This is a genomic window from Pseudomonas sp. Pseusp3 (genome assembly GCF_047304225.1).
Lineage (GTDB): Bacteria > Pseudomonadota > Gammaproteobacteria > Pseudomonadales > Pseudomonadaceae > Aquipseudomonas > Aquipseudomonas fluorescens_CD.
The window spans coordinates 1-25,499 of record NZ_JBGLYV010000050.1 but is presented as its reverse complement, the minus strand read 5'-3'; the positions used below and the strand labels follow the sequence as shown (position 1 = coordinate 25,499).

General features: G+C 60.7%; 23 protein-coding genes. 9 read left to right on the top strand and 14 right to left on the bottom strand.

Going from position 1 to position 25,499, the window contains the following annotated elements; genetic code table 11:
- Positions 1-257: 257 nt before the first annotated feature.
- On the top strand, positions 258-1,607 hold the full coding sequence (gene glpT / locus ACCD00_RS17980; RefSeq protein WP_413426490.1) for a glycerol-3-phosphate transporter: 1,350 nt from the start codon (positions 258-260) through the stop codon (positions 1,605-1,607).
- Here the strand turns inward: glpT and ACCD00_RS17975 are convergent.
- The 6 genes from ACCD00_RS17975 to ACCD00_RS17950 all read right to left on the bottom strand — a co-directional run bounded on the left by ACCD00_RS17975 (position 1,583) and on the right by ACCD00_RS17950 (position 7,806).
- Complete coding sequence (locus ACCD00_RS17975; RefSeq protein WP_057398738.1) at positions 1,583-2,251, bottom strand: gamma-glutamylcyclotransferase; 669 nt, start codon at positions 2,249-2,251, stop codon at positions 1,583-1,585. The two genes, glpT and ACCD00_RS17975, sit on opposite strands and share 25 nt — an antisense overlap.
- Positions 2,252-2,563: 312 nt before the next feature.
- Positions 2,564-3,532, bottom strand: coding sequence for a CDP-6-deoxy-delta-3,4-glucoseen reductase (locus tag ACCD00_RS17970; RefSeq protein WP_413426488.1), 969 nt, complete (start codon positions 3,530-3,532; stop codon positions 2,564-2,566).
- On the bottom strand, positions 3,532-4,998 hold the full coding sequence (gene ubiD / locus ACCD00_RS17965) for a 4-hydroxy-3-polyprenylbenzoate decarboxylase (RefSeq protein ID WP_008015451.1): 1,467 nt from the start codon (positions 4,996-4,998) through the stop codon (positions 3,532-3,534). Before ubiD ends, ACCD00_RS17970 begins: the two co-directional genes overlap by 1 nt.
- A 141-nt stretch (positions 4,999-5,139) precedes the next feature.
- Positions 5,140-6,399 carry a transcription termination factor Rho gene (rho, locus tag ACCD00_RS17960; protein ID WP_003206716.1) on the bottom strand — a complete coding sequence of 420 codons (1,260 nt, stop codon included), beginning with the start codon at positions 6,397-6,399 and terminating at the stop codon, positions 5,140-5,142.
- Positions 6,400-6,647: 248 nt separating this feature from the next.
- Positions 6,648-6,977 (bottom strand): thioredoxin TrxA, encoded by a 330-nt coding sequence (gene trxA, locus ACCD00_RS17955; protein ID WP_003206727.1) that lies wholly within the window; start codon positions 6,975-6,977, stop codon positions 6,648-6,650.
- A gap of 121 nt (positions 6,978-7,098) precedes the next feature.
- Positions 7,099-7,806, bottom strand: coding sequence for a FadR/GntR family transcriptional regulator (locus ACCD00_RS17950; protein ID WP_413426485.1), 708 nt, complete (start codon positions 7,804-7,806; stop codon positions 7,099-7,101).
- Between the two features lie 255 nt (positions 7,807-8,061).
- Here ACCD00_RS17950 and ACCD00_RS17945 point away from each other — a divergent pair, with 255 nt between their 5' ends.
- The 5 genes from ACCD00_RS17945 to ppx all read left to right on the top strand — a co-directional run bounded on the left by ACCD00_RS17945 (position 8,062) and on the right by ppx (position 12,644).
- Positions 8,062-8,847: a transporter substrate-binding domain-containing protein gene (locus ACCD00_RS17945; RefSeq protein ID WP_413426483.1), complete on the top strand. Its 786-nt coding sequence runs from the start codon at positions 8,062-8,064 to the stop codon at positions 8,845-8,847.
- Between the two features lie 22 nt (positions 8,848-8,869).
- Positions 8,870-9,538, top strand: a complete 669-nt coding sequence (locus ACCD00_RS17940) for an amino acid ABC transporter permease (RefSeq protein ID WP_413426481.1) — start codon at positions 8,870-8,872, stop codon at positions 9,536-9,538.
- A complete protein-coding gene (locus tag ACCD00_RS17935) occupies positions 9,535-10,185 on the top strand; it encodes an amino acid ABC transporter permease (protein WP_413426479.1) in 651 nt (216 codons plus the stop codon). Before ACCD00_RS17940 ends, ACCD00_RS17935 begins: the two co-directional genes overlap by 4 nt.
- A complete protein-coding gene (locus ACCD00_RS17930) occupies positions 10,172-10,909 on the top strand; it encodes an amino acid ABC transporter ATP-binding protein (protein ID WP_057398732.1) in 738 nt (245 codons plus the stop codon). Before ACCD00_RS17935 ends, ACCD00_RS17930 begins: the two co-directional genes overlap by 14 nt.
- 232 nt (positions 10,910-11,141) lie before the next feature.
- The gene (gene ppx, locus ACCD00_RS17925; protein ID WP_413426477.1) at positions 11,142-12,644 is read left to right on the top strand and encodes an exopolyphosphatase; all 1,503 of its coding nucleotides are present in this window, start codon (positions 11,142-11,144) and stop codon (positions 12,642-12,644) included.
- Positions 12,645-12,818: 174 nt separating this feature from the next.
- Here ppx and ppk1 read toward each other — a convergent pair whose 3' ends face one another.
- Both ppk1 and hemB read right to left on the bottom strand, forming a co-directional pair.
- Positions 12,819-15,041, bottom strand: a complete 2,223-nt coding sequence (ppk1, locus tag ACCD00_RS17920) for a polyphosphate kinase 1 (RefSeq protein ID WP_413426475.1) — start codon at positions 15,039-15,041, stop codon at positions 12,819-12,821.
- Positions 15,042-15,059: 18 nt separating this feature from the next.
- Positions 15,060-16,073: a porphobilinogen synthase gene (hemB, locus tag ACCD00_RS17915; protein ID WP_413426473.1), complete on the bottom strand. Its 1,014-nt coding sequence runs from the start codon at positions 16,071-16,073 to the stop codon at positions 15,060-15,062.
- A gap of 207 nt (positions 16,074-16,280) precedes the next feature.
- On the opposite strand from hemB, the gene ACCD00_RS17910 reads away from it, so the two are divergent.
- Positions 16,281-16,913 (top strand): DedA family protein, encoded by a 633-nt coding sequence (locus tag ACCD00_RS17910; RefSeq protein ID WP_413426471.1) that lies wholly within the window; start codon positions 16,281-16,283, stop codon positions 16,911-16,913.
- Here ACCD00_RS17910 and ACCD00_RS17905 read toward each other — a convergent pair.
- Positions 16,894-18,129 carry a sterol desaturase family protein gene (locus ACCD00_RS17905; protein ID WP_413426469.1) on the bottom strand — a complete coding sequence of 412 codons (1,236 nt, stop codon included), beginning with the start codon at positions 18,127-18,129 and terminating at the stop codon, positions 16,894-16,896. The genes ACCD00_RS17910 and ACCD00_RS17905 overlap by 20 nt on opposite strands.
- Positions 18,130-18,244: 115 nt before the next feature.
- Between ACCD00_RS17905 and elbB the strand changes: the two genes are divergently transcribed.
- Positions 18,245-18,913, top strand: a complete 669-nt coding sequence (gene elbB, locus ACCD00_RS17900; RefSeq protein ID WP_413426467.1) for an isoprenoid biosynthesis glyoxalase ElbB — start codon at positions 18,245-18,247, stop codon at positions 18,911-18,913.
- A 100-nt stretch (positions 18,914-19,013) separates the two neighbouring features.
- Here elbB and ACCD00_RS17895 read toward each other — a convergent pair whose 3' ends face one another.
- The 5 genes from ACCD00_RS17895 to ACCD00_RS17875 form a co-directional block, all read right to left on the bottom strand.
- Positions 19,014-19,469, bottom strand: a complete 456-nt coding sequence (locus ACCD00_RS17895; protein ID WP_413426465.1) for a YaiI/YqxD family protein — start codon at positions 19,467-19,469, stop codon at positions 19,014-19,016.
- A gap of 107 nt (positions 19,470-19,576) precedes the next feature.
- Positions 19,577-21,475 (bottom strand): FTR1 family protein, encoded by a 1,899-nt coding sequence (locus tag ACCD00_RS17890; protein ID WP_413426463.1) that lies wholly within the window; start codon positions 21,473-21,475, stop codon positions 19,577-19,579.
- A gap of 162 nt (positions 21,476-21,637) precedes the next feature.
- The gene (locus ACCD00_RS17885) at positions 21,638-22,270 is read right to left on the bottom strand and encodes a LysE family transporter (protein ID WP_413426461.1); all 633 of its coding nucleotides are present in this window, start codon (positions 22,268-22,270) and stop codon (positions 21,638-21,640) included.
- Between the two features lie 238 nt (positions 22,271-22,508).
- Positions 22,509-23,090 (bottom strand): mechanosensitive ion channel domain-containing protein, encoded by a 582-nt coding sequence (locus ACCD00_RS17880; RefSeq protein ID WP_413426459.1) that lies wholly within the window; start codon positions 23,088-23,090, stop codon positions 22,509-22,511.
- Entirely contained in the window at positions 23,090-25,000 is a 1,911-nt protein-coding gene (locus ACCD00_RS17875) for an ATP-binding cassette domain-containing protein (protein ID WP_413426457.1), read from the bottom strand. Before ACCD00_RS17875 ends, ACCD00_RS17880 begins: the two co-directional genes overlap by 1 nt.
- A 50-nt stretch (positions 25,001-25,050) precedes the next feature.
- On the opposite strand from ACCD00_RS17875, the gene ACCD00_RS17870 reads away from it, so the two are divergent.
- Positions 25,051-25,499, top strand: a 449-nt coding sequence (locus tag ACCD00_RS17870; protein ID WP_413426455.1) for a TIGR02444 family protein, incomplete at its 3' end; no start/stop codon positions are given.

The following is a 25,499-nucleotide window of genomic DNA, read 5'->3' as shown; positions in this document are numbered from 1 at the left end:
CATAACGCCATGACTTCCGCATTGAACGAAGGACCTTTCCCAAAAAACTGCCCAATTTTCGGTACACCAAGTCCTCAATACGAAAACGGGTAACGCTTCCTACAACGCCCCTCACTTACATCTGAGCGACATGTTCATAAAGGAACGCGCGATATCCAACATCTCCCCTGTTTTGCCAATGAGAAGCGGTGCTATTTTCGGTAACGAAACTGTAATATTCGCATCCGCAGTCAAAACAAGAAATCTGGAGCTCTTGAATGTTTGCTTTCTTTCGTCCTGCCGCACATCAGGCTCCATTGCCTGAAGAAAAAATAGACAGCACCTACCGACGCCTGCGCTGGCAGATCTTCGCCGGTATCTTCTTTGGCTACGCGGGTTACTACCTGCTGCGCAAGAACTTCTCCCTGGCCATGCCGTACCTGATCGATGAGGGCTACTCCCGTGGTCAGTTGGGTCTGGCGATGTCCGCCATCGCGATTGCCTACGGCCTGTCGAAGTTCCTGATGGGCCTGGTGTCCGACCGCTCCAATCCGCGCTTCTTCCTGCCGTTCGGCCTGCTGGTTTCGGCCGGGGTGATGTTCATTTTCGGTTTCGCGCCTTGGGCGACGTCCAGCGTGACCATGATGTTCATTCTGCTGTTCATCAACGGCTGGGCACAGGGCATGGGTTGGCCACCGAGTGGCCGGACCATGGTGCACTGGTGGTCGCAGAAGGAGCGTGGCGGCGTGGTTTCCGTGTGGAACGTGGCACACAACGTCGGCGGCGGCCTGATCGGCCCGCTGTTCCTGATCGGCATGGGCCTGTTCAATGACTGGCACGCCGCGTTCTACGTGCCGGCAGCAGTGGCACTGGCGGTAGCGGTGTTTGCCTTTGTGACCATGCGCGACACCCCGCAATCGGTTGGCCTGCCGCCGATCGAGCAGTACAAGAACGACTACCCGGAAGGCTACGACGCCAGCCACGAAGAGGAATTCAGCGCCAAGGAAATCTTCGTCAAATATGTGCTGCGCAACAAAATGCTCTGGTACATCGCCTTGGCCAACGTGTTTGTCTATCTGCTGCGCTACGGCGTGCTGGACTGGGCGCCAACCTATCTCAAGGAAGCCAAGGGTTTCACCGTAGACAAAACTTCGTGGGCGTATTTCTTCTACGAGTGGGCAGGTATCCCGGGCACGCTGCTGTGCGGCTGGATGTCGGACAAGATCTTCCGTGGCAACCGCGGTCTGACCGGCATGGTGTTCATGGCGCTGGTGACTGTCGCGACGCTGGTTTACTGGCTCAACCCGGCCGGTAATCCGATGGTCGACATGATCGCGTTGCTTTCCATCGGCTTCCTGATCTACGGCCCGGTAATGCTGATCGGCCTGCAGGCGCTGGAACTGGCACCGAAGAAAGCTGCGGGTACGGCGGCGGGCTTTACCGGTCTGTTCGGTTATCTGGGCGGCTCGGTCGCGGCCAGTGCAGCCATGGGCTACACCGTGGACCATTTCGGTTGGGACGGCGGCTTCGTGCTGCTGGTCGGCGCCTGCCTGCTGGCGATGGCCTTCCTGGCCCCGACGCTACGGCACAAACAAATCGCCAGTCAGGGGCGCGAAGCGCTCGCATGATCGGCCTTTGATTTACAGCGCTTGAGCCGCGCCTCCAGATTCCGGTCTGGCATGGCGTGGCTGCGCAGGGCGTGAGCCGTTTGCTCGACATAATCGCGGGTGGTGCCATAGCGCCCGCAAGCGTTTTCAAACACATGGCTCAGCACATGATCCGGCAGGTTGCCGGCATAGCTGGGCAGATGTCGCTCCAGCACAAAACCCAAGGCCTGTACCTGGCTGCCGTCTTCGAGACGGCAGTTAAGCCAGTGCGGGCGGTAGGAAGGAAACGGCATCTCGCGCTGCCAAAGTGCGTATAGCGACGCCTCGAGTTGTTCTTCGGGCAAGCGATAGGCGAAACCGCTGCAAGAACCGCCGCGATCCAGGCCAAACACCAGACCGGGCATTTCCGGCGTGCCGCGATGTTCGTGGGACCACAGGTACAACCCGCGATGATAGCCATGCACCCGGCCACGAACCCGTTCAACCGCCGTGCATTCAGGCCGCCAGATCAGCGACCCGTAGGCAAACAGCCACACCGGCCCACCCTTGTGGCGGGCCATGGTCGATTGCATCGAGCTGAGTAATTGTTCGTGAGTGAGCTGCGGCCCCAGATCGAGCCGTGGAGGGTAAGCCAGATTCAAAAAAGCAGATTCGATGGCGCTCATGGCGAATAGCGTTCAGCTCCCCGCGAGTAAACAGTTACTAAATAGAACGCACCGCCGAAACAATAAGGCACATATGTTTTCAAGTAATTTAAGTGCCTTGGCGCAGTTCTTAATTAATCACTTGAACGAGATATAACCTACCGACATTTATACATTTTTATAAATACCGATGGGCTATATAGCGGGTTATATACCTGTAGGAGCGAGCTCGCTCGCGATGGTCGTTAACGATTATGCGGGAAGTCAGGCTGCCCGCAGCGTTCTTGAGTCCATCGCGAGCATGCTCGCTCCTACAAGTACGGGGGGGGCAGATCAGGATCTAGGGGCGTAGGCAAATACGTCGGCGCGCATCTGGTGGGCGTCCATCCCTGCCTCGACCAGCGCATCCAGCGTGCCGTAGACCATGGCCGGAGAACCACTGGCGTACACATGCAGCGGCTTGAGATCAGGGAAATCCTCACACACCGCTTCATGCAACATGCCACAACGCCCCTTCCAGCCGCATTGATCGCTGACGACCTTGTGCAGGAACAGGTTGGACAATTTCAGCCACTCATCCCAATGTTCGACTTGATAAAAGTCTTCAGGACGACGCACGCCCCAATACAAGTGCACCGGATGCTTGAAACCCGAGGCCCGGCAATGTTCGATCAGGCCGTGGATCTGGCCCATGCCGGTGCCGGCGGCGATCAGCACGAGAGGACCGTCCGGCAACTCTGCCAGGTGGGTATCGCCAAACGGCAACTCGACCCGCACCATGCTGTTGCGCTGAAGCTGTTCGATCAGGCTCAGCGCACTGGATTCACGCGCCAGTACATGGATTTCCAGGTCACGCCCCGCATGCGGTGCCGAGGCGAGGGAGAAAGCCGACTTTTCGCCGTTCTCGCGTTCGATCATCAGGTACTGACCGGCGTGGTAGCGCGGCGGTTTGCCGGCCGGAGCCCGCAGACGCACGCGCCAGGTGTCGCCGCCCACGTCCCTGCACTCAATGACCTGACACGACAAGCTGCGCACCGGCAGTTCTCCCAGCGCGAGCACGCCATCCCACAGCACGATGCAGTCTTCCAGCGGCTCCGCTATGCAAGTGTAGAACTCACCATGGTCGCGCACATCGCCAGCCTGCTCGACCCGCCCTTCCACCAGCAGCGCCGCGCACACGTGGCAATTGCCGTTACGGCAACTTTGCGGGCATTCGTAGCCCAATCGTCGCGCACCATCGAGAATCCGCTCGCCGGGCAATATCTCAAGCACTGCTCCGGAAGGCTGCAAGGTTACACGCATCAATCTATTCCTAACTGATTCCAGATGGCATCGATCCGCTGGGTCACGGCATCGTCCTTGACGATGACCCGACCCCATTCACGGGTGGTTTCGCCCGGCCATTTATGCGTGGCATCGAGGCCCATTTTCGAACCCAGGCCGGACACCGGCGAAGCGAAGTCCAGGTAGTCGATCGGCGTGTTGTCGATCATCACCGTGTCGCGCTTGGGGTCCATGCGCGTGGTGATGGCCCAGATCACGTCGTTCCAGTCCCGGGCGTTGATATCGTCGTCGGTGACGATAACGAACTTGGTGTACATGAACTGTCGCAAAAACGACCAGACACCGAGCATTACCCGCTTGGCATGGCCGGGATACGACTTTTTCATGGTCACCACGGCCATGCGGTACGAGCAACCTTCGGGCGGCAGGTAGAAATCGGTGATTTCCGGGAACTGCTTCTGCAGGATCGGCACGAACACTTCGTTCAACGCCACGCCGAGGATCGCCGGCTCATCCGGTGGACGACCGGTGTAGGTGCTGTGGTAGATCGGTTTGATCCGGTGGGTGATGCGCTCGACGGTGAACACCGGGAAGCTGTCGACTTCGTTGTAGTAACCGGTGTGGTCGCCGTACGGGCCTTCATCGGCCATCTCGCCCGGATGGATCACACCTTCGAGGATGATTTCGGCGGTGGCCGGTACCTGCAGGTCGTTACCGCGGCACTTCACCAGCTCGGTGCGGTTACCGCGCAACAGGCCGGCAAAGGCGTATTCGGAGAGGCTGTCGGGCACCGGGGTCACGGCACCGAGGATGGTCGCCGGGTCGGCGCCCAGCGCGACCGATACCGGGAACGGCTGGCCGGGATGCTTCTCGCACCACTCGCGAAAATCCAGCGCGCCGCCACGGTGGCTCAGCCAGCGCATGATGACCTTGTTGCGGCCGATCACTTGCTGACGATAGATGCCGAGGTTCTGGCGATCCTTGTTCGGGCCTTTGGTGACGGTCAGGCCCCAGGTGATCAGCGGACCGACATCGCCCGGCCAGCAGGTCTGCACCGGCAACATGGCCAGGTCGACGTCGTCGCCTTCGATGACCACTTCCTGGCACACCGCATCCTTGACGACTTTCGGCGCCATCGAAATGATCTTGCGGAAGATCGGCAGCTTGGACCAGGCATCCTTCAGGCCTTTCGGCGGCTCGGGTTCCTTGAGGAACGCCAGCAGCTTGCCGATCTCGCGCAGCTCGCTGACCGCTTCGGCACCCATGCCCAGCGCGACGCGCTCGGGTGTGCCGAACAGGTTGCCGAGCACGGGAATGTCATAACCGGTAGGGTTTTCGAAAAGCAGGGCCGGGCCCTTGGCGCGCAAGGTGCGGTCGCAGACCTCGGTCATTTCGAGCACTGGGGACACCGGAACCTGAATGCGCTTGAGTTCACCGCGCTTTTCCAGCCCGCTGATAAAGTCGCGCAAGTCGCGATACTGCATGCGTGAGCCTCGTGTTGGCCGTGGCGTTCGGGGGCAGGCAGTTTAGCGCCGAAGCCCTCTATTCAGAACCACGAACTGGCATTTGATCAAAAATCAGATAGCAAAAAGCCGGGTTTCCCCGGCTTTTTGTGCCTGTTCGACTTACTTGCGTTTCATCGACAGGAAGAACTCATCGTTGGTCTTGGTCGTTTTCAGCTTGTCGACCAGGAACTCGATGGCAGCGACTTCATCCATCGGGTGCAGCAGCTTGCGCAGGATCCACATGCGCTGCAGCTCGTCGTCGGCGGTCAGCAACTCTTCGCGGCGGGTACCGGAACGGTTGATGTTGATGGCCGGGAAGACGCGTTTTTCAGCGATACGGCGATCCAGCGGCAGTTCCATGTTGCCCGTGCCCTTGAATTCCTCGTAGATCACTTCGTCCATCTTCGAGCCGGTTTCAACCAGCGCGGTGGCGATGATGGTCAGCGAGCCGCCTTCTTCGATGTTCCGCGCGGCGCCGAAGAAACGCTTCGGCTTCTCCAGGGCGTGGGCATCGACACCACCGGTCAGTACCTTGCCGGAGCTCGGGATCACGGTGTTGTAGGCACGCGCCAGACGGGTGATGGAGTCGAGCAGGATCACCACGTCCTTCTTGTGCTCGACCAGGCGCTTGGCCTTCTCGATCACCATTTCGGCAACCTGCACGTGGCGGGTCGGCGGCTCGTCGAACGTCGAGGCAACCACTTCGCCGCGCACGGTGCGCTGCATTTCGGTTACTTCTTCCGGACGTTCGTCGATCAGCAGCACGATCAGGTGAACTTCAGGATTGTTACGCGCGATGTTCGCGGCAATGTTCTGCAGCATGATCGTCTTGCCGGCTTTCGGCGGAGCAACGATCAGACCGCGCTGGCCTTTACCGATCGGGGCACACAGGTCGATAACACGACCGGTCAGGTCTTCGGTGGAACCGTTACCGGCTTCCATCTTCATGCGCACGGTCGGGAACAGCGGGGTCAGGTTCTCGAAGAGAATCTTGTTTTTCGCGTTTTCCGGACGGTCGAAGTTGATCGTGTCGACCTTGAGCAGCGCGAAATAACGCTCGCCTTCCTTTGGAGGGCGGATCTTGCCAACGATGGTGTCACCGGTGCGCAAGTTGAAACGACGGATCTGGCTCGGCGAGACGTAGATATCGTCCGGACCTGCGAGATAGGAAGCGTCAGCGGAGCGCAGGAAGCCGAAGCCGTCCTGGAGAATCTCCAGCACGCCATCACCGGAGATTTCCTCACCGCTTTTCGCGTGCTTCTTGAGCAGGGAGAAAATCACGTCCTGCTTGCGCGAACGGGCCATATTTTCTATGCCCATCTGTTCGGCCAATTCGAGCAGTTCGGTAATCGGCTTTTGCTTGAGTTCAGTCAGATTCATATAGGAATGACGTAATCATTTATGGAGGGGGGAAATTAAGCTTTTGGCTTAATGAGGCCGCGCCGCGGAGAAGGCGACAGGATCGCGTACTTATTCGAAAAGGAGTGCGTCGGCGACGGCTAGCAGGGGGCAATGGAGAAACCAATGCGGGGCCGAATGTACCACCTGAGTATCAGGAGCGTCTAGCCCTGTATACGCAAAAAGCCCCGCTATTTGCGGGGCTTTTTTCAAGACACTTGCAACGACGCTTAAATGTTGGCGTCGAGGAAAGCAGCCAGTTGCGACTTCGACAGTGCGCCGACCTTGGTCGCTTCAACGTTGCCGTTCTTGAACAGCATCAGGGTCGGGATACCACGCACGCCATGCTTGGCCGGGGTTTCCTGGTTTTCGTCGATGTTCAGCTTGGCAACGGTCAGCTTGCCTTTGTAGGTCTCGGCAATTTCGTCCAGGACAGGAGCGATCATTTTGCAAGGGCCGCACCACTCAGCCCAGTAATCGACCAGTACAGCGCCTTCAGCCTTGAGTACGTCGGCCTCGAAGCTAGCGTCGCTAACGTGTTTGATAAGATCGCTGCTCATGGAATTCTCCAGGGTTGTAAGCAAAAAAACGTGGCCCATCATAGCTGCCCTTCCCTCGTTCAGGAAGGTGCAGTTGATTGAGTCTCGCTATGGCGTTCCATGAGTTTGGGTATAGCCCGGGTCACGCCGGGGCGGGAGCGACGAAGGCGATTCCGGTGCGCAACGCCGCGTTGCGCACATGCTCTTGCATGGCCTTTTGCGCGGCGCCAGAGGCTCGGCGAGCCAGTGCGCGAAGGATCTTGCGGTGCTCCTGCCAGGTTTCCATGGCTCGTTCGGCCCGGATGAACGGTAGTTTCTGGCTTTCCAGGAAGATATCGGCGCTGGCGGTGAGGATACTCAGCATTGCCTGATTGCCGCTGGCCAGCAGGATGCGCCGGTGGAATTCGAAGTCCAGGCGCGCCGCCGCTTCGAAATCAGCGGCTTTCAGTTCGTTGCGCATGGCGGCGACATTGTCCTCCAGCGCATCGAGCTCTTCAGTGCTCAAGGTCACGGCCGCCAGCCCCGCGGCAAACCCCTCCAGCGCATAACGCAACTGGAAGATATCCAGCGGCGAAGCCTGCGCCGCGAACGGCCAGCCCGGCATCGCTTCGCCTCGCGGCAGCTCCACCGGCGCCTGAACGAATACACCTTTACCCGGCTGAATGCTGACGACGCCCAACGCACTCAGGGACGACAACGCCTCGCGCAAAGAAGCCCGGCTTACGCCCAGTTGCAGCGCCAGGTCCCGTTGCGAGGGCAAGGCATCACCCGGCCCGAAGCCCTGCTCGGTAATCAGTTTGCGAATGGCTTGCAGCGCCACTTCGGGTACGGCGCGGGAGATCGAATTCATGGTTTTCCAGACGAACCAGGCCAAAGTGCGCTCAGTTGTAAAGCTATTCACGGTCCCCGGCAAGTCGTGCCCCATGGGGGTTCGCGATATTCCCGGCTGCGCTATCGGGGTGCGAAACGCAACTTGACTGTTCAGACCAGTAAGACCATCCGACGCCAGTAAAACCGCACTCTGGCGCCCCCAAAACCCCAAGTTGGCATGCCCCATGCTCTGTCGATCCGCAGAAATCACTTCTTGCCGATTCGGAGATTTGCCATGACCCAGCGTTACAGCGCCCTCCTCGCAGCCCTGTTTGCCAGCCTGATGCTGAGCCAGGCACCCGCCCACGCCGACGGCCTGGAAGACGTGGTCAAGCGCGGCGTCCTCAAGGTTGCCGTGCCCCAGGACTTCCCGCCCTTTGGCTCGGTCGGCCCGGACATGAAACCCCGCGGCCTCGATATCGACACCGCGAAACTGCTGGCCGAGCAGCTCAAGGTCAAACTCGAACTGACGCCGGTCAACAGCACCAACCGCATCCCGTTCCTCACCACCGGCAAGGTCGACCTGGTGATTTCCAGCCTCGGCAAAAACCCGGAGCGCGAGAAGGTCATCGACTTCTCCCGTGCCTATGCGCCGTTCTACCTCGCGGTGTTCGGTCCGCCAGACGCTGACATCAAGAGTCTGGACGATCTCAAGGGCAAAACCATCAGCGTCACCCGTGGCGCGATTGAAGACATCGAGCTGACCAAGGTCGCTCCCGAAGGCGTGACCATAAAGCGCTTCGAAGACAACAACTCGACCATCGCCGCGTACCTGGCCGGGCAAGTCGACCTGATCGCCAGCGGCAACGTAGTGATGGTCGCGATCAGCGAGAAGAACCCGAAACGTGTGCCGGCGCTGAAAGTGAAGCTCAAGGATTCGCCTGTCTACGTGGGCGTGAACAAGAACGAGCCGCAGCTGCTGGATAAGGTCAACCAGATTCTCGTGACCGCCAGGAGCGACGGCGCGCTGGAAAAGAACTCCCTGACCTGGCTGAAAGAACCGCTGCCGGCTGATCTCTGATTCGGCGCGCTGGAGACGTTTTATGGCTTATCAGTTCGATTTCCTGCCGGTGGTGCACAACACCGATCTGTTGCTGCGCGGTGCGTTGTTCACCCTTGAGCTGACAGCCATCGGCGCCGTGCTCGGTGTGGGCCTTGGCATCGTCGGGGCGCTGGTGCGGGCGTGGAACATTCGGCCTTTCGCGGTTTTTTTTGCGGTCTACGTCGAGTTGATCCGCAACACGCCATTTCTGGTGCAGCTGTTTTTCATCTTCTTCGGCTTGCCGTCACTGGGCGTGCAGATCTCCGAATGGCAGGCAGCGGTGCTGGCGATGGTGATCAACCTCGGCGCCTATTCGACCGAGATCATCCGTGCCGGTATCCAGGCGATCCCCCGGGGTCAGCTGGAAGCCGCGGCGGCACTGGCGATGACGCGCTTCGAGGCATTCCGCCATGTCGTGCTGCTGCCGGCACTGGGCAAAGTCTGGCCGGCCCTGAGCAGCCAGATCATCATCGTCATGCTCGGCTCGGCGGTGTGTTCACAGATCGCCACCGAAGAGCTGAGTTTCGCGGCCAACTTCATTCAATCGCGCAACTTCCGCGCTTTTGAAACCTACGCCCTGACCACGCTGCTGTACCTGTGCATGGCGCTACTGATCCGCCAGTTCCTGAACTGGATCGGCCAGCGGTTCATCGCAAGGAGCGGCCGATGAGTGATTTCACCTTCTGGGACATCGTGCGCAACCTGCTCACCGGCCTGCAATGGACGCTGGCGCTGTCGTTGGTGGCTTTCATTGGCGGCGGGCTGATCGGCTTGCTGATCATGGTCATGCGCATCTCGGATCAATCCCTGCCACGCAGCTTTGCGCGCACCTACATCGAGCTGTTTCAGGGCACGCCGCTGTTGATGCAGCTGTTTCTGGTGTTTTTTGGTGTGGCGCTGGCCGGGTTGGAGATTTCACCGTGGATGGCGGCGGCGATCGCGTTGACGCTGTTCACCAGCGCTTATCTGGCGGAGATCTGGCGCGGTTGCGTCGAGTCGATCCCCAATGGCCAGTGGGAAGCCTCATCGAGCCTGGCGCTCAATCCGCTGGAACAACTGCGCCATGTGATCCTGCCGCAGGCCTTGCGCATTGCCGTCGCGCCGACCGTGGGCTTCTCGGTGCAAGTGGTCAAAGGCACCGCCGTGACCTCGATCATCGGTTTCACCGAGCTGACCAAGTCCGGCGGCATGCTCGCCAATGCGACCTTCGAACCCTTCATGGTCTACGGCCTCGTCGCCCTCGGCTACTTCCTGCTCTGCTACCCCCTGTCCCTCAGTGCGCGCTACCTGGAAAGGAGACTGCATGCCTCTGCTTAGAATTTCCGCCCTGCATAAATACTACGGCGATCACCATGTGCTCAAAGGCATCGACCTGAGCGTCGAGGAAGGCCAGGTGGTGGCGATCATCGGCCGCAGCGGCTCGGGCAAGTCCACCCTGCTGCGCACCCTCAACGGCCTGGAGTCGATCAACGACGGCGTGATCGAAGTCGACGGCGAGTACCTCGACGCCGCTCGCGCCGACCTGCGCAGCCTGCGGCAGAAAGTCGGCATGGTGTTCCAGCAGTTCAACCTGTTCCCACACCTGACGGTTGGCGAAAACGTGATGCTCGCGCCGCAAGTGGTGCAGAAAGTGCCCAAGGCCAAGGCCGCCGAACTGGCGCGGCAGATGCTGGAACGGGTCGGGCTGGGCGAAAAGTTCGATGCCTTTCCGGATCGACTGTCCGGCGGCCAGCAACAGCGGGTGGCGATTGCCCGCGCCCTGGCGATGTCGCCGAAGGTGCTGCTGTGCGACGAAATCACCTCGGCCCTGGACCCGGAGCTGGTCAACGAAGTGCTGAGCGTGGTCCGGCAACTGGCCAGGGAAGGCATGACGCTGATCATGGTCACCCACGAAATGCGCTTCGCCCGGGAGGTTGGGGACAAGTTGGTGTTCATGCACCTGGGCAAGGTGCATGAAACGGGCGACCCGAAGGTGTTGTTCGCCAATCCGCAGACGGCTGAGCTGGCGAACTTCATCGGGACGGTTGAAGCGGCGGGCTGACAGATCTTCAGTGCCTTGGAGGCCGCCTTCGCGGGCAAGCCCGCTCCCACAGGTTTTGCGTCGAGCACACAATAGTGCTTCAACCGAGATCCTGTGGGAGCGGGCTTGCCCGCGATTGGCCGCATAGCGGCCGCTTGCTTTGCTGTGCTGGATCAAGGCTTTGAACACTGCGCGTTGGCGGCAGCCTTTGATCGTGGCACGATGTCGAGGTTATCGACCGAGACCCCAGACCATGCCGCAATCTCAAGCCAAGAATCTGTCCCTGATCGCCGCAATCGACCTGGGCTCCAACAGTTTTCACATGGTCGTGGCCAAGGCCCAGAACGCTGAAATCCGCATTCTCGAGCGTCTCGGGGAGAAGGTTCAGCTGGCCGCAGGCATCGACGAAGAGCGCCATCTCAACGAAGAATCGATGCAGCGCGGGCTCGACTGCCTCAAGCGCTTCGCCCAACTGATCAGCGGTATGCCTACCGGTGCCGTTCGCATCGTCGGCACCAACGCCTTGCGTGAAGCGCGCAACCGCGCCGAATTCATCCGTCGCGCCGAAGAAATTCTCGGCCACCCGGTGGAAGTCATTTCCGGCCGTGAAGAAGCGCGCCTGATCTATCTCGGCGTGTCCCACACCCTCGCCGACACCCCGGGCAAGCGCCTGGTGGCCGACATCGGCGGCGGCAGTACCGAGTTCATCATTGGCCAGCGCTTCGAACCGCTGCTGCGCGAAAGCCTGCAGATGGGTTGCGTCAGCTACACCCAACGCTATTTCAAGGACGGCAAGATCACCCCGGCCCGTTACGCCCAGGCGTACACCGCGGCGCGACTGGAGATCATGAGCATCGAGCACGCCCTGCATCGCCTGACCTGGGATGAAGCCATTGGCTCCTCGGGCACCATCCGCGCCATCGGTCTGGCGCTGAAGGCTGGCGGCCACAGCACCGGCGAGGTCAACGCCGAAGGTCTGGCCTGGCTCAAGCGCAAACTGATCAAGCTGGGCGACGTCGAGAAAATCGATTTCGAAGGCATCAAACCGGATCGCCGGGCGATTTTCCCGGCCGGCCTGGCGATCCTCGAAGCGATCTTCGACTCCCTCGAACTGCAACGCATGGATCACTGTGAAGGCGCCTTGCGCGAAGGCGTGCTCTATGACCTGCTGGGCCGCCATCATCACGAAGACGTGCGCGAACGCACCCTCACTTCGCTGATGGAGCGCTACCACGTCGATCAGGAACAAGCGGTACGCGTCGAGCGCAAGGCACTGCATGCGTTCGACCAGGTGGCCGCGGACTGGGATCTGGAAGACGGCGTCTGGCGCGAACTGCTCGGCTGGGCGGCCAAGGTCCATGAAGTGGGCCTGGACATCGCCCACTACCAGTACCACAAGCACGGCGCCTACCTGATCGAGCACTCGGACCTCGCCGGATTTTCCCGCGAAGACCAGTTGATGCTCGCGCTGCTGGTACGCGGCCACCGACGCAACATTCCCAAGGACAAGTTCGCCGAGTTCGGCGATGACGGCACCAAGCTGATTCGCCTGTGCGTGTTGCTGCGCTTTGCGATTCTGTTCCACCACATACGTGGCACCCAGCAAATGCCCCAGGTGGAACTGAACGCCTATGACAACCACCTGGAAGTGGTTTTCCCGGAAAACTGGCTGGATGAAAACCAGCTGACCCAAGCCGACTTCGCCATTGAAGCGGAATGGCTGACACGCGTAGATATCGTGCTGAACGCTCGCTGACCCCAGCCCCTGTAGGAGCGAGCTTGCTCGCGAAAAACCAACAGGCGCCGCGTTTCTCCAGGCAGCACGCGTTATCGTTCACGCCCATCGCGAGCGAGCTCGCTCCTACAGTGGACGGTGGTGAAACAAAAATGGCGATCCGCTGGGATCGCCATTTTTTATACCTCGCCCGCGTTACCGAACAGCCAGGATCGGGCTGCCCAAACGCTCCAGCAATGTCGCCTGGGCGCTACGCGGGTTCTGGTTACCGGTCGGCGTGTTGCGGATGTAACGACCGTCCGACTGCAGGCTCCAGCTGTGGGTGTTATCGGTGAGATACAGCTCCAGCTCTTTCTTGACCCGCATGATCAGCTTCTTGCCTTCCACCGGGAAGCAAGTCTCGACGCGTTTATCGAGGTTGCGCTCCATCCAGTCGGCGCTGGAGAGGAACATCTGTTCTTCGCCGCCATTGAGGAAGTAGAAGACCCGGGTGTGTTCCAGGAAGCGACCGATGATCGAGCGCACGTGGATGTTGTGGGAAACCCCGGCGATGCCCGGTCGCAGGCAGCACATGCCACGCACCACCAGATCGATGCGCACGCCCGACTGGCTGGCCTTGTACAACGCGCGGATGATCTTCGGATCGGTCAGCGAGTTGAACTTGGCGATGATGTGCGCCGGTTTGCCGTCGAGGGCGAACTGGGTTTCGCGGGCAATCATGTCGAGCATGCCCTTTTTCAGGGTGAACGGCGCATGCAGCAGTTTCTTCATGCGCAGCGTCTTACCCATGCCGATCAACTGGCTGAACAGTTTGCCGACGTCTTCGCACAAGGCATCGTCGGAGGTCAGCAAGCTGTAGTCGGTGTACAGGCGGGCGTTGCCAGCGTGGTAGTTGCCCGTACCGAGGTGCGCATAACGCACGATTTCACCAGCCTCGCGACGCAGGATCAGCATCATCTTGGCGTGGGTCTTGAAGCCGACCACACCGTAGATCACTACCGCACCGGCCGCTTGCAGGCGGCTGGCCAGTTGCAGGTTGGACTCTTCGTCGAACCGCGCCCGCAGTTCGATCACCGCGGTGACTTCCTTGCCGTTACGCGCCGCATCCACCAGCGCATCGACGATTTCCGAGTTGGCGCCGGACCGGTACAGGGTCTGGCGCACCGCCAGCACGTGCGGGTCCTTGGCAGCCTGGCGCAACAGGTCGACCACCGGGGTGAACGACTCGAACGGGTGCAGCAGCAGGATGTCCTGCTTGCTGATCACGCTGAAAATGTTTTCGCTGTTCTGCAGCAGTTTCGGGATCTGCGGGGTGAACGGCAGATATTGCAGCTCGCGCTGGCTGTCCAGGCCGGTGATGCTGAACAGCCGCGTCAGGTTCACCGGACCGTTGACCTGATACAACTCGGTCTCGCCCAGGTTGAACTGCTTGAGCAGGTAGTCAGACAGGTGTTTGGGGCACGTGTCGGCCACTTCCAGTCGCACCGCATCGCCATAGCGACGGGAGAACAGTTCGCCGCGCAAGGCGCGGGCCAGGTCTTCGACGTCCTCGGAGTCCAGCGCCAGGTCGGCGTTACGGGTCAGGCGGAACTGGTAGCAGCCCTTGACCTTCATGCCCTGGAACAGGTCGTCGGCGTGAGCGTGAATCATCGACGACAGGAATACATAGTTGTCGCCAGGGCCACCGACTTCTTCCGGCACCTTGATGATGCGCGGCAGCAGACGTGGCGCCGGGATGATCGCCAGACCGGAATCGCGGCCAAAGGCGTCGATGCCTTCGAGCTCGACGATGAAGTTCAGGCTCTTGTTCACCAGCAACGGGAACGGGTGCGTCGGGTCGAGGCCGATCGGAGTGATGATCGGCGCGATCTCGTCGCGGAAATAGCGGCGGACCCAGGTTTTGAGCTTGGTGGTCCAGTAGCGGCGACGAATGAAGCGGACCTGATGTTTTTCCAGCTCCGGCAAGAGAATGTCGTTGAGGATCGCGTACTGGCGATCGACGTGACCGTGGACCAGCTCGCTGATGCGGGCCAGGGCCTGATGCGGTTGCAGACCATCGGCGCCGGCCTGTTCACGGGCGAAAGTGATCTGCTTCTTGAGGCCGGCGACACGAATTTCGAAGAACTCGTCCAGGTTGCTGGAGAAGATCAACAGAAACTTCAGCCGCTCCAGCAAAGGGTAGGACTCGTCCAGCGCCTGTTCCAGCACGCGGATGTTGAACTGCAGTTGCGAGAGCTCGCGATGGATGTACAGGCTGCTGTCATCCAGGCCGGGAATGGCCACCGCTGGCACTGTCGCAGCGGTTTCGACGACCGCCGCGGGCGGAGCTGGCTCCAGCTCCGGCGGGGTCTCGTCGACTTGCTCCACCACAGGTTGAGCGTCTTTTACGGCAACTTCAGTGAGTACTTCGGTATTCATCGAATGTTCCTGGGAGGGCTATTTTTGCTCTCGCAACAATTGGGCAGCACGAACGGCAAAGTACGTCAGGATGCCATCAGCCCCTGCACGCTTGAAAGCGGTGAGGGACTCGAGGATAACCCCTTCGCTCAACCAGCCATTCTGGATCGCCGCCATGTGCATGGCGTATTCGCCGCTGACTTGATACACAAACGTCGGCACTTTGAATTCTTCTTTTACCCGGCACAGGATGTCCAGGTACGGCATGCCTGGCTTGACCATGACCATGTCTGCACCTTCTGACAAGTCCGCCGCCACTTCGTGCAGCGCTTCGTTGCTGTTGGCCGGGTCCATCTGATAGGAGGCCTTGTTGGCCTTGCCCAGGTTCAGCGCCGAACCGACCGCATCGCGGAACGGGCCGTAATAGGCGCTGGCGTACTTGGCCGAGTAGGCCATGATCCGTACATTGACGTGACCGGCCACTTCCAGGGCTTCGCGGATCGCCTGGATGCGACCGTCCATCATGTCCGATGGCGCCACGACCTGAGCGCCGGCTTCGGCGTGGGACAGGGCTTGCCTGACCAGTGCGTCGACGGTGATGTCGTTCTGCACGTAGCCTTCTTCATCAAGAATGCCGTCCTGGCCGTGGGTGGTGAACGGGTCCAGGGCGACGTCGGTGATCACGCCCAGCTCCGGGAATTGCGCACGCAGCGCACGGGTCGCGCGTTGGGCGATGCCTTGCGGGTTCCACGATTCGGCGGCGTCCAGGGACTTGAGCTCCGCTGGCGTCACCGGGAACAGTGCCAGCGCCGGAATCCCCAGCTCGACCCACTTGGCCGCCTCTTCCAGCAACAGGTCGATGGTCAGGCGTTCGACACCCGGCATCGAAGCCACCGCTTCGCGACGGTTTTCACCGTCCAGTACGAACACCGGCAGGATCAGGTCATCGACGGTCAGGACGTTTTCACGGACCAGACGACGCGAGAAGTCGTCACGACGGTTGCGGCGCAGGCGGGTTGCAGGGAACAAACGGTTGGCGGGGGTAAAGCTCACGGCAGACTCCTGAGCCCGCGCTTACGGGCGAGCGTGACAGTTATAAGCGGCCATTATGACGAACAGATGACAGTTGTGTGCATCCCGCGACACGTAGCCGCATTCCATTGTCGTTGTAGGAAATGTTCACGTCGAGACACATTTGGACACTTTCCTGAATGTGTCCGAAGGGTTAGGCTGCGCGTTCATTTCGCCAGCACCCAGACAATGCTCCAACAATTTCTGCATGACTTCGGCTACTTTGCCCTTTTTCTAGGCACGTTCTTCGAAGGCGAAACCATTCTGGTACTCGCGGGCTTCCTCGCGTTCCGTGGATACATGGACATCAACCTGGTGGTGGTCGTGGCCTTCTTTGGCAGCTATGCCGGCGACCAACTGTGGTACTTCCTTGGGCGCAAGCACGGCCGCAAACTGCTGGCGCGCAAGCCGCGCTGGCAGATGATGGGTGACCGGGCGCTGGAACACATTCGCAAGCATCCGGACATCTGGGTATTGAGCTTCCGCTTCGTTTACGGTTTGCGTACGGTCATGCCGGTGGCCATCGGGTTGTCAGGCTACCCGCCGGGTCGTTACCTGCTGCTCAACGGCATTGGCGCGGCGATCTGGGCCGCAGCCTTGGCGGCGGCCGCGTACCATTTCGGCGCAGTGCTCGAAGGCATGCTCGGCAGTGTGAAGAAGTACGAGCTTTGGGTGCTCGGCGCCCTGCTGGTCCTGGGCTTCGTGCTATGGCTGCGTCGGCGCTTCAAGAATGCCCGCCTGGCCAAGCAGGTCTACGCCGACGAACAAGCGCTGAAAGCCGAAAGCATCAAAACCGAAGGCCCTACGACGCCAGTCGAGTGATGCGGTTTCTGCAACAGTAGAGACCGATGCCGCTCAACAGGCTGTAACTGAGCAGGCCGACCCAGCCCACCATGCTGGCCGGCCACAGCCCCACCATTGGTGCCAGCCACACCAAAGGCAGATTCGACGTCAGTCGCACCAGCTCCAGCTTCAACGCCCATGGGCGATCCTCAAGGGCCACGCCCAGCACAAACAGACCAAACGCCACCGCTCCCCAGCCCAACACCAGGGCGGCGACTGACAGCTTCGGTTCAAGGCTCATCAAGTAGCTGCCCAGCGCGATGTACACGCAGAACTGCAACAAGATGTAGAGCTGCTGACGCCCGTCCAGCGGCACCTCGAATTTGCGGAACCGGGTCAGGTCCGGCTTGTTCATCGGGTATTTGGCCGCCACGTCCGCCGGGCGCCAGCCGGTACGCATGAACCAGATCCGCAATTTGTCCAAGGTACTTTCGGCACGCCGCGCATCTGCCCACAACTGTGCATAGAACTGCACGTTCGCCCACACGGGATTCCAGCTCGCCAGCGGCGTGGTCACGCCAAAGATCACCGGCTCGCTGTCGTCTTCTTCCTGGAACGAGCCGAACAGACGGTCCCAGATAATGAACACGCCGCCGTAGTTGCGATCCATGTAGAGAGCGTTTTGTGCATGGTGAGCCCGATGATTGGATGGCGTGACGAAAAACCATTCGAACCAGCCAAGCTTGGGAATGTGCCGGGTATGCACCCAGAACTGGTACAGCAGGTTCAGCGCGGCGACGCTCACAAACACCAGCAGCGGTACGCCGAACACCGCCAGCGGCAGATAGAAGATCCAGCTCAGCAGGAATCCGGTGCTGGTCTGGCGCAATGCCGTGGACAGGTTGTAGTCCTCGCTCTGGTGATGCACCGAATGCGCGGCCCAGAGGATGTTGCGTTCGTGGCCCATGCGGTGCAGCCAGTAGTAACAGAAGTCATAGAAGACAAAAGCAAACACCCAAGTCCAGACGCTGTCGGCCGACAACTCGAACAGCGCCAGATGCTTGAGGGCAAACGCGTAGGTCACCAACCCCACGCCTTTGGTCAGCAGCCCCGTGGTGGTCGACAGCACGCCGGTGCTGATGCTGTTGATCGCGTCCGCCAACCGATAATTGCGCACCCCGCGCCAACGGTCGGCCAGCAGCTCGACGGCGATCAGCACAAAGAAAAACGGCACCGCATACAGAATGAAGTCCATGACGCGCCCTGACCGGAGTCCAGAGGACAGATGCTATGTGTAACCGTCAATTAACCCTATGGCAACGAGTGCCAAATTAGTGGACATTTAACGCCATGAATCTGGAGAAAAGCCCATGAGCAAAAAAGTTGCAGTGATCCTTTCCGGTTGTGGCGTGTACGACGGCGCCGAGCTCCACGAGAGCGTCATCACCCTGCTGCGCCTGGATCAGCGCGGGGCGCAGGTGCAGTGTTTCGCTCCGGACATCGCGCAGTTGCATGTCATCAATCACCTGACCGGCGAAGAAATGCCCGAATCGCGCAACGTGCTGGTGGAGTCGGCGCGGATTGCCCGGGGCAACATCAAGGATATCCGTGACGCGAACGTCGATGACTTCGATGCGCTGATCGTGCCCGGCGGCTTCGGCTCGGCCAAGAACCTGTCCAACTTCGCCATTCAAGGCGCCGGCTGCACAGTTCAACCGGATGTCCTGGCACTGACCGAAGCCTTTGCCGAGGCCGGCAAACCGGTGGGGTTGATGTGCATTTCCCCGGCCCTGGCGGCCAAGATCTACGGCCCCGGCGTCACTTGCACCATTGGCAACGACACCGACACCGCCGCCGCGATGAACAAGATGGGCGCGACCCATACCGATTGCGCGGTCAGCGACATCGTCGAGGACAAGGCACGCAAACTGGTGAGCACCCCGGCCTACATGCTGGCGCAGAGCATCAGCGAGGCGGCTTCCGGCATCAACAAACTGGTCGACCGCGTGCTCGAACTGACCCACGAAAACGACGCCTGACACACTGTAGGAGCGAGCTTGCTCGCGATGGACGTGAGAGCACCGCGTTCATCCAGCCAGCACTCGTCATCGTTGACGTCCATCGCGAGCAGGCTCGCTCCTACAGTTTACGGGCCAGCCGTGTGAGTATCCGGTCCAGCGCATTGGCAAATGCCTGCTTCTCACGGTCGCCAAACGGCGCTGGCCCTCCGCCCATTTGCCCCTGTTCGCGTAAATCGGTGAACAGGTTGCGTACGGCCAGCCGATCCCCCATGTTCTGCGCATCGAATTCCTTCCCGCGCGGATCGAGCGCGGCCACGCCCTTCTTCACCAGACGGTCGGCCAACGGTACATCGCTGCAAATCACCAATTCACCGGGAACTGCGTGCTCCACCAGGTAATCATCGGCCGCATCCGGGCCGCTCGGCACCACGATCAGCTTGACCAGCGCCAGACCGGGCTTGATCTGCGGCTGCCCGGCTACCAGCACCACTTCGAACTGACGCTTGAGGGCGAACTTCACCACCAGATCCTTCGCTGCCCGAGGGCAGGCGTCGGCATCGATCCAGACACGCATGTTTTGATCCTTTCTGAAAAAACATCGCGGGCAAGCCCGCTCCTACAGGTTATACGCAATCCTGTAGGAGCGGGCTTGCCCGCGAATGTGAGCGCAGCGAATTCTGTTTAAGAAATCTGTACCCGCTGCTTCGCAACCACCCGGCTACGGCCATACAACACGACAATCGCGATGATCGCCACCGCCTGCGCACTCAACGAATACGCATCGGCATGAATCCCCAACCAGTCGAACTCAAAGAACGGCACCGGCCGCGTACCGAATATTCCCGCTTCCTGCAGCGCCTTCACGCCATGTCCGGCGAACACCACCGACAAGGCGCACAAAAGACCAGCATTGATGCTGAAGAACAGCGCCAGCGGCAATTTCGCCGAACCGCGCAAAATCACCCAGGCCAGGCCGACCAGCAGCACCACCGCCGTGGCTCCACCTGCCAACACCGCGTTGTGCCCCGCGGGACCTGCCTGCAACCACAGGGTTTCGTAGAACAGAATCACTTCGAACAGTTCGCGATACACCGAGAAAAACGCCAGGGTCGCAAAGCCGAAACGCCCACCGCCACCCACCATGCTGGTCTTGATGTAATCCTGCCAGGCCGCCGCGTGACGACGGTCATGCATCCACACTCCCAGCCACAGCACCATGACGCTGGCAAATAACGCTGTCGCGCCTTCCAGCAATTCGCGCTGCGAACCGCTGACATCAATCACATAGGCTGCCAGCGCCCAGGTGCCCAGCCCCGCCAGAAACGCCAGGCCCCAACCGACGTTGACGCTGCGCACCGCCGCCTGTTGACCCGTGTTACGCAGGAAAGCAAGGATCGCCGCCAGCACCAGAATCGCTTCAAGGCCTTCGCGCAACAGAATCAGCAAGCCGGAAATGTAACTCAGCGACCAGCTCAAACCGTCGTTGCCCAGCAGGCTGGCCGATGCCTTCAACCTGGCCTTGGCCGCCTCCAGGCGCTGTTCGACGTCGCTCACCGGCAAACCGTCCTGCAACGACTGACGGTAGGCCATCAGGGATTTTTCAGTGTCTTTACGCACGTTGGCGTCAATGTTGTCCAGCGAGCTTTCAACCAGCTCGAAGCCTTCCAGATACGCCGCTACCGATAAGTCATAAGCCTGATCATGCTCACCGGCACGATACGCCACGATGCTCTTGTCCAGAGTGGCTGCGGTGTAGTCGAGCAATTGTGCCGGGCCACGCTTGACCTGCGGCGGTTGCGCTCGCTGGACACGGAATGTCGCGGCGGCCTGCGGGCCTTCGACGGCCTGCACTTCGGCCGGGGTCTGACGAGCCAGGTCGGCGATGTTGTAGGTTCTGTCAGCATTGGCTGTAGCCAGGTCGACACTGAAGCTGGCGATATAGGTAGCCAGATCCCAACGCTGACGATCATCCAGCTGATCGGCAAAGGCTGGCATGTCGGTCCCTTCAACACCCAGGCCCAAGGTGCTGTAGATCGCGTAGAGGCTAAGTCGATCCAGTCGTGTGCTATCACGCAGATTGGATGGCGGTGGCGTCATGCCGACACCTGCCGGGCCATCGCCGGCCCCTGTATCGCCATGGCAGACCGAGCAATGCTGAGCGTACAGTGGCGCACCACGCGCCGGGTCCGGCGTAATGACCGGAGCCTGGCTGACTTCATAGGCCACGGCCAGCTTTGCCCCCAGTTGGCGGGCCTGGCGCGCGACGTCGGCACCGTCCTGACGGGCGCTGATGGAGCTTCCAAGCGCGACCAGGCTTTGCTCCAGGGCAATTTTTTCCGGTTTGGCCGGCATGGCCGCCAGCAGACTTCCCAGCGTCTTGACCGACTCTTGCTGCGCGCGAAACCCGGCCTCATCCATGATGCTGCCCGCCTGCACCGTGTCCGGGTAATCCGCGCCGATGTAATCGAGCAAGTGCAGCGCCTGCGGCGCACCTTCGGCGGGGGCGGCCAGCAGCTGAACGCTGCTCGCCGCGAGCAGCGGCAGCAACAGCCAGGCCAGGAAACGGGAGGGGGAAATCATGAATGAGTCTCAATTGGAAAAACGAAGTTACATATTGTTAACGCCCAACGGGTTTCGCTCAAGCTTTGTCGGGACTTCCTGCGACTTCGAGGGTTCTCCAAGGAACTGATACGCCAATAAAAAAGGCGACCGCATGGGTCGCCTTTTCGGGTTTCGGTCGATTTACGCCGCGGCTCTGCGCAGCGTCGCCATGAACGCTGCCGCACCGATGAACAGCCCGGCAAAGGTCCGGTTCATGCGTTTTTGCTGTATTGGTGTGCGCAGCATACGCAGCACCCTGGACGCCAGACCGGTGTAACCGGCCATGACGATCAGATCGACGCAGACCATCGTCACGCCGATCACCAGATACTGGATCAGCAGTGGAGCATGGGGGTCGATGAACTGCGGCAACACCGCCAGCATGAACACCAGCGCCTTGGGGTTACTGATGTTCACCAGAAAACCGCGGAACACCAGGGCCATCGGCTTGCCGATCTGGCGCACTGCCGCGTCATCGCTCATATCGCTGGGCAGCGCACGCCATTGCTTGATCGCGAGGTAAACCAGATACGCCACGCCAAACCATTTGATGGCGTAGAAGGCCGTGGCCGAAGCCGTGAGAATGGCGCCGACACCGGCACCGACGATGGCGATCTGCAAAGCCAGGCCCAGTTGCAGGCCCAGGGCGTTCCAGTAACCGCGCCAGAAACCGTACTGCAGACCGCTGGACATCGACGCAATGGCGCCGGCACCGGGGGACAGGCTGATCACCCAGCAGGCGGCAAAAAACGCCAGCCATGTTTGAAGCTCCATTGCACACCTCGACTCAGACTCGTGACAGACGTCTAAGCTAATGCGGCTTTGGGTGGATGACTACCGATTTTTTTGCGGGATGTTGCGGTTGCCGACCAGCGCTTACGACTTGAGGGCCCCTTCGCGAGCGAGCCCGCTCCCACACTGGATCTGCGGTGCTCAAAAAGTTTGTGTCTACCGAAGAGCAAATGTGGGAGCGGGCTTGCTCGCGAAGGCAATCTATCGGACAGCAGAAGGCTTACTTTTCAAACCCGTTGGAAGGAAGCACATCCGTCCCGCGCCAGCGCCGCACCGAACGCTGGAAGAACAAACTGTTGGGCACTTGCACCATGGCGCTGCCAGTGCCGAGTTCTTCGGCCTCGACCAGCGTGGTGTACAGCAGATTGATCGCCACCACCCGGCCTTTGACGCCGGGTTTGTCGGTGGTGTCCACCAACTCGACCACATCACCCAGGCGGAACGGGCCGACGGTGAAGATCAGGATCGCGCACAGCAGGTTCGATAGCACGCTCCACATGGCGAAAAACGCCACTGCCGCGACCGCGACGAAACCCGACAATGCGGTCCAGAGCACCGTGGCCGACACACCGAGTCGTTCCAGGACGAAAATCAGCGCGCTACCCATGATCAGCCAGCGCAAACCGCCCCGCAGCGGCATCAGCAGTTGCGGCGGGAACGGATAGCGCTCACCAAGGCGGGTCAGGCACTTGGCGACAAAGCGCTGGGCGACGTAACCGGCCAGCAGAATCAGCAGGATCTGCACGCCAAGCCAGATCGGCTCGACCCACATCGCCGGCAGCGGCAGCTTGAAGGCGTCCATCAGGACAGTGCCTCCAGCTCCGCCTGCATGCTTTCCAGCAATTCCAAGGCTTCCATCCACGCCTCTTCCAGCTCCGCCTCACGCACCTTCAACCTGGCCTGTTCGGCCAGCAGATCACGCAATTCGTTCTTGCGCGTCGGCTCGTAGATATCGCTGTCGCCGAGGCTGGCATCGATTTTCGCAAGCTTTTCGTGCAGCTTGCCCAGCTCGGCTTCAAGCTTGTCGGCTTCGCGCTTGTGCGGCGCCAGTTGCTGGCGCAACGCAGCGGCGGCCTGACGCTGGGCTTTCTTGTCGGTCTTGTCCGGGTTGACCGGTGTGTTGCTGACCGGGGCATTGCGCTGGCGATAATCCACCAGCCAGCGAGTGTAGTCCTCCAGGTCGCCGTCGAACTCCTCGACCTTGCCGTCCGCCACCAGGTAAAAGTTATCGGTGGTGCTTTTGAGCAAGTGACGGTCGTGGGAGACCACCAGTACCGCCCCACTGAATTCCTGCAGGGCCATGGTCAGCGCCAGGCGCATTTCCAGGTCCAGATGGTTGGTCGGTTCGTCGAGCAGCAACAGGTTCGGTCGGTCCCAGGCGATCAAGGCCAATGCCAGGCGCGCCTTTTCGCCACCGGAAAAATTCAGCACCGGCTCGTCGATTCGCGCACCACGGAAGTCGAAACCGCCGAGGAAGTCGCGCAGGGTCTGTTCGCGCTCGGTCGGTGCCAGGCGCTGCAAGTGCAACAACGGGCTGGCCTTGGAGTCCAGAGAATCGAGTTGATGCTGGGCGAAGTAACCGACCACGGTGTTCTCGCCACGGGTCAAGCGGCCAGCCAATGGCGAGAGCTCACCGGCAAGGTTCTTGATCAGGGTCGATTTACCGGCGCCGTTAGGTCCGAGCAGACCGATTCGCGCCCCTGGCGTCAGTTGCAGCTTGACCTTCTCCAGTACGGCTTTGTCGCCATAGCCCAGGCGGGCATCGGACAGGTCGATCAGCGGGCTGGAAATTTTCTGCGATTCACGGAAGACAAAGTCGAACGGCGAATCGACGTGGGCGGCGGTCAGCTCTTCCATCCGCTCCAGCGCCTTGATCCGGCTCTGGGCCTGACGGGCCTTGGTGGCCTGGGCCTTGAAGCGGGCGATGTAGCTTTCCATGTGCGCACGTTGCGCCTGCTGCTTCTCGTAGGCCTGCTGTTGCTGGGCCAGGCGTTCGGCACGGGCGCGTTCGAAGGCGCTGTAGCCACCGCGGTACAGGGTGATCTTGCGCTGATCGACGTGGGCCACGTGGTCGACCACGGCATCGAGGAAGTCCCGGTCGTGGGAAATCAGCATCAGGGTGCCGGGATAGCTCTTGAGCCATTCTTCGAGCCAGATGATGGCGTCGAGGTCCAGGTGGTTGGTCGGTTCGTCGAGCAGCAGCAGGTCCGAAGGGCACATCAAGGCCTGCGCCAGGTTCAGGCGCATCCGCCAGCCACCGGAGAAATCCCCGACCTGACGATCCATCTGCTCGTTGGTGAACCCGAGACCCGCCAGCAACTTGCGCGCCCGGGCGTCGGCGGTATAACCGTCGGCGCTGTCGAGTTCCGAGTGCAGGCGGGCCTGTGCGGCACCGTCATGGGCCGCTTCGGCTGCCGCCAGGTCGCGTTGCACCTGGCGCAGGCGCAGGTCGCCATCGAGCACGTAGTCGACCGCCAGGCGTTCGAGGGTGTCGACCTCCTGGCGCATGTGGGCGATACGCCAGTCGGCCGGCAGGAAGCAATCACCCGAGTCAGGGTGCAGCTCGCCCCGAAGCAAGGCGAACAGGCTCGATTTGCCGGCGCCGTTGGCACCGATGAGGCCGGCTTTCTGGCCGGCGTGCAGGGTCAGCTCGGCGTCTTCTAGCAGACGTTGCGGGCCACGCTGTAAAGTCAGGTTCTGAAGTCGAATCATAATGGCGGCGGAGTCTACCAGCTTCGCTCGCAACTGGCGCGAGTAGCACTATGTCCTCTGACCTGTGGAGCTTTTCCCTGACCACCTACGCCCGTCCGGGCGTTGAGCAGGCATGCCTGCAATTGCAGTCGGCGGGGGTCAATGTGTGTCTGTTGCTGTGTGGTGCGTGGTTGGGACAACGGTGCGTGGCCTGCGATGAGCAACGCTTGCAGCAACTACGTAGCGTGGCCGTCTCGTGGGACACCGATGTCGTGCGACCGCTACGCGCGTTGCGCACACAATGGAAGGCCGAGGCCACGGAGGACGCCGACCTGCGGACCCTGCGCGAACAAGTGAAGGCACTCGAACTGGAAGCCGAGCGGCATCTGTTGTTGCGGCTGCAGAGAACGGCGCAGAGTTGGCCGCAAGGTGCCGAGACCGATCTATCAGCCTGGCTGGAAGGTGTGACGGCTGAGGCCGCCCACCTGCACCGCGACGCGCAGCTGATGCAGCGCGTCGC

What these genes read in the sequence shown, in the direction of transcription:
- glpT (WP_413426490.1), top strand. Translation starts at nt 258, where the DNA reads ATGTTTGCTTTCTTTCGTCCTGCCGCACATCAGGCTCCATTGCCTGAA.
- ACCD00_RS17975 (WP_057398738.1), bottom strand. Translation starts at nt 2,251, where the DNA reads ATGAGCGCCATCGAATCTGCTTTTTTGAATCTGGCTTACCCTCCACGG.
- ACCD00_RS17970 (WP_413426488.1), bottom strand. Translation starts at nt 3,532, where the DNA reads ATGCGTGTAACCTTGCAGCCTTCCGGAGCAGTGCTTGAGATATTGCCC.
- ubiD (WP_008015451.1), bottom strand. Translation starts at nt 4,998, where the DNA reads ATGCAGTATCGCGACTTGCGCGACTTTATCAGCGGGCTGGAAAAGCGC.
- rho (WP_003206716.1), bottom strand. Translation starts at nt 6,399, where the DNA reads ATGAATCTGACTGAACTCAAGCAAAAGCCGATTACCGAACTGCTCGAA.
- trxA (WP_003206727.1), bottom strand. Translation starts at nt 6,977, where the DNA reads ATGAGCAGCGATCTTATCAAACACGTTAGCGACGCTAGCTTCGAGGCC.
- ACCD00_RS17950 (WP_413426485.1), bottom strand. Translation starts at nt 7,806, where the DNA reads ATGAATTCGATCTCCCGCGCCGTACCCGAAGTGGCGCTGCAAGCCATT.
- ACCD00_RS17945 (WP_413426483.1), top strand. Translation starts at nt 8,062, where the DNA reads ATGACCCAGCGTTACAGCGCCCTCCTCGCAGCCCTGTTTGCCAGCCTG.
- ACCD00_RS17940 (WP_413426481.1), top strand. Translation starts at nt 8,870, where the DNA reads ATGGCTTATCAGTTCGATTTCCTGCCGGTGGTGCACAACACCGATCTG.
- ACCD00_RS17935 (WP_413426479.1), top strand. Translation starts at nt 9,535, where the DNA reads ATGAGTGATTTCACCTTCTGGGACATCGTGCGCAACCTGCTCACCGGC.
- ACCD00_RS17930 (WP_057398732.1), top strand. Translation starts at nt 10,172, where the DNA reads ATGCCTCTGCTTAGAATTTCCGCCCTGCATAAATACTACGGCGATCAC.
- ppx (WP_413426477.1), top strand. Translation starts at nt 11,142, where the DNA reads ATGCCGCAATCTCAAGCCAAGAATCTGTCCCTGATCGCCGCAATCGAC.
- ppk1 (WP_413426475.1), bottom strand. Translation starts at nt 15,041, where the DNA reads ATGAATACCGAAGTACTCACTGAAGTTGCCGTAAAAGACGCTCAACCT.
- ACCD00_RS17910 (WP_413426471.1), top strand. Translation starts at nt 16,281, where the DNA reads ATGCTCCAACAATTTCTGCATGACTTCGGCTACTTTGCCCTTTTTCTA.
- ACCD00_RS17905 (WP_413426469.1), bottom strand. Translation starts at nt 18,129, where the DNA reads ATGGACTTCATTCTGTATGCGGTGCCGTTTTTCTTTGTGCTGATCGCC.
- elbB (WP_413426467.1), top strand. Translation starts at nt 18,245, where the DNA reads ATGAGCAAAAAAGTTGCAGTGATCCTTTCCGGTTGTGGCGTGTACGAC.
- ACCD00_RS17895 (WP_413426465.1), bottom strand. Translation starts at nt 19,469, where the DNA reads ATGCGTGTCTGGATCGATGCCGACGCCTGCCCTCGGGCAGCGAAGGAT.
- ACCD00_RS17890 (WP_413426463.1), bottom strand. Translation starts at nt 21,475, where the DNA reads ATGATTTCCCCCTCCCGTTTCCTGGCCTGGCTGTTGCTGCCGCTGCTC.
- ACCD00_RS17885 (WP_413426461.1), bottom strand. Translation starts at nt 22,270, where the DNA reads ATGGAGCTTCAAACATGGCTGGCGTTTTTTGCCGCCTGCTGGGTGATC.
- ACCD00_RS17880 (WP_413426459.1), bottom strand. Translation starts at nt 23,090, where the DNA reads ATGGACGCCTTCAAGCTGCCGCTGCCGGCGATGTGGGTCGAGCCGATC.
- ACCD00_RS17875 (WP_413426457.1), bottom strand. Translation starts at nt 25,000, where the DNA reads ATGATTCGACTTCAGAACCTGACTTTACAGCGTGGCCCGCAACGTCTG.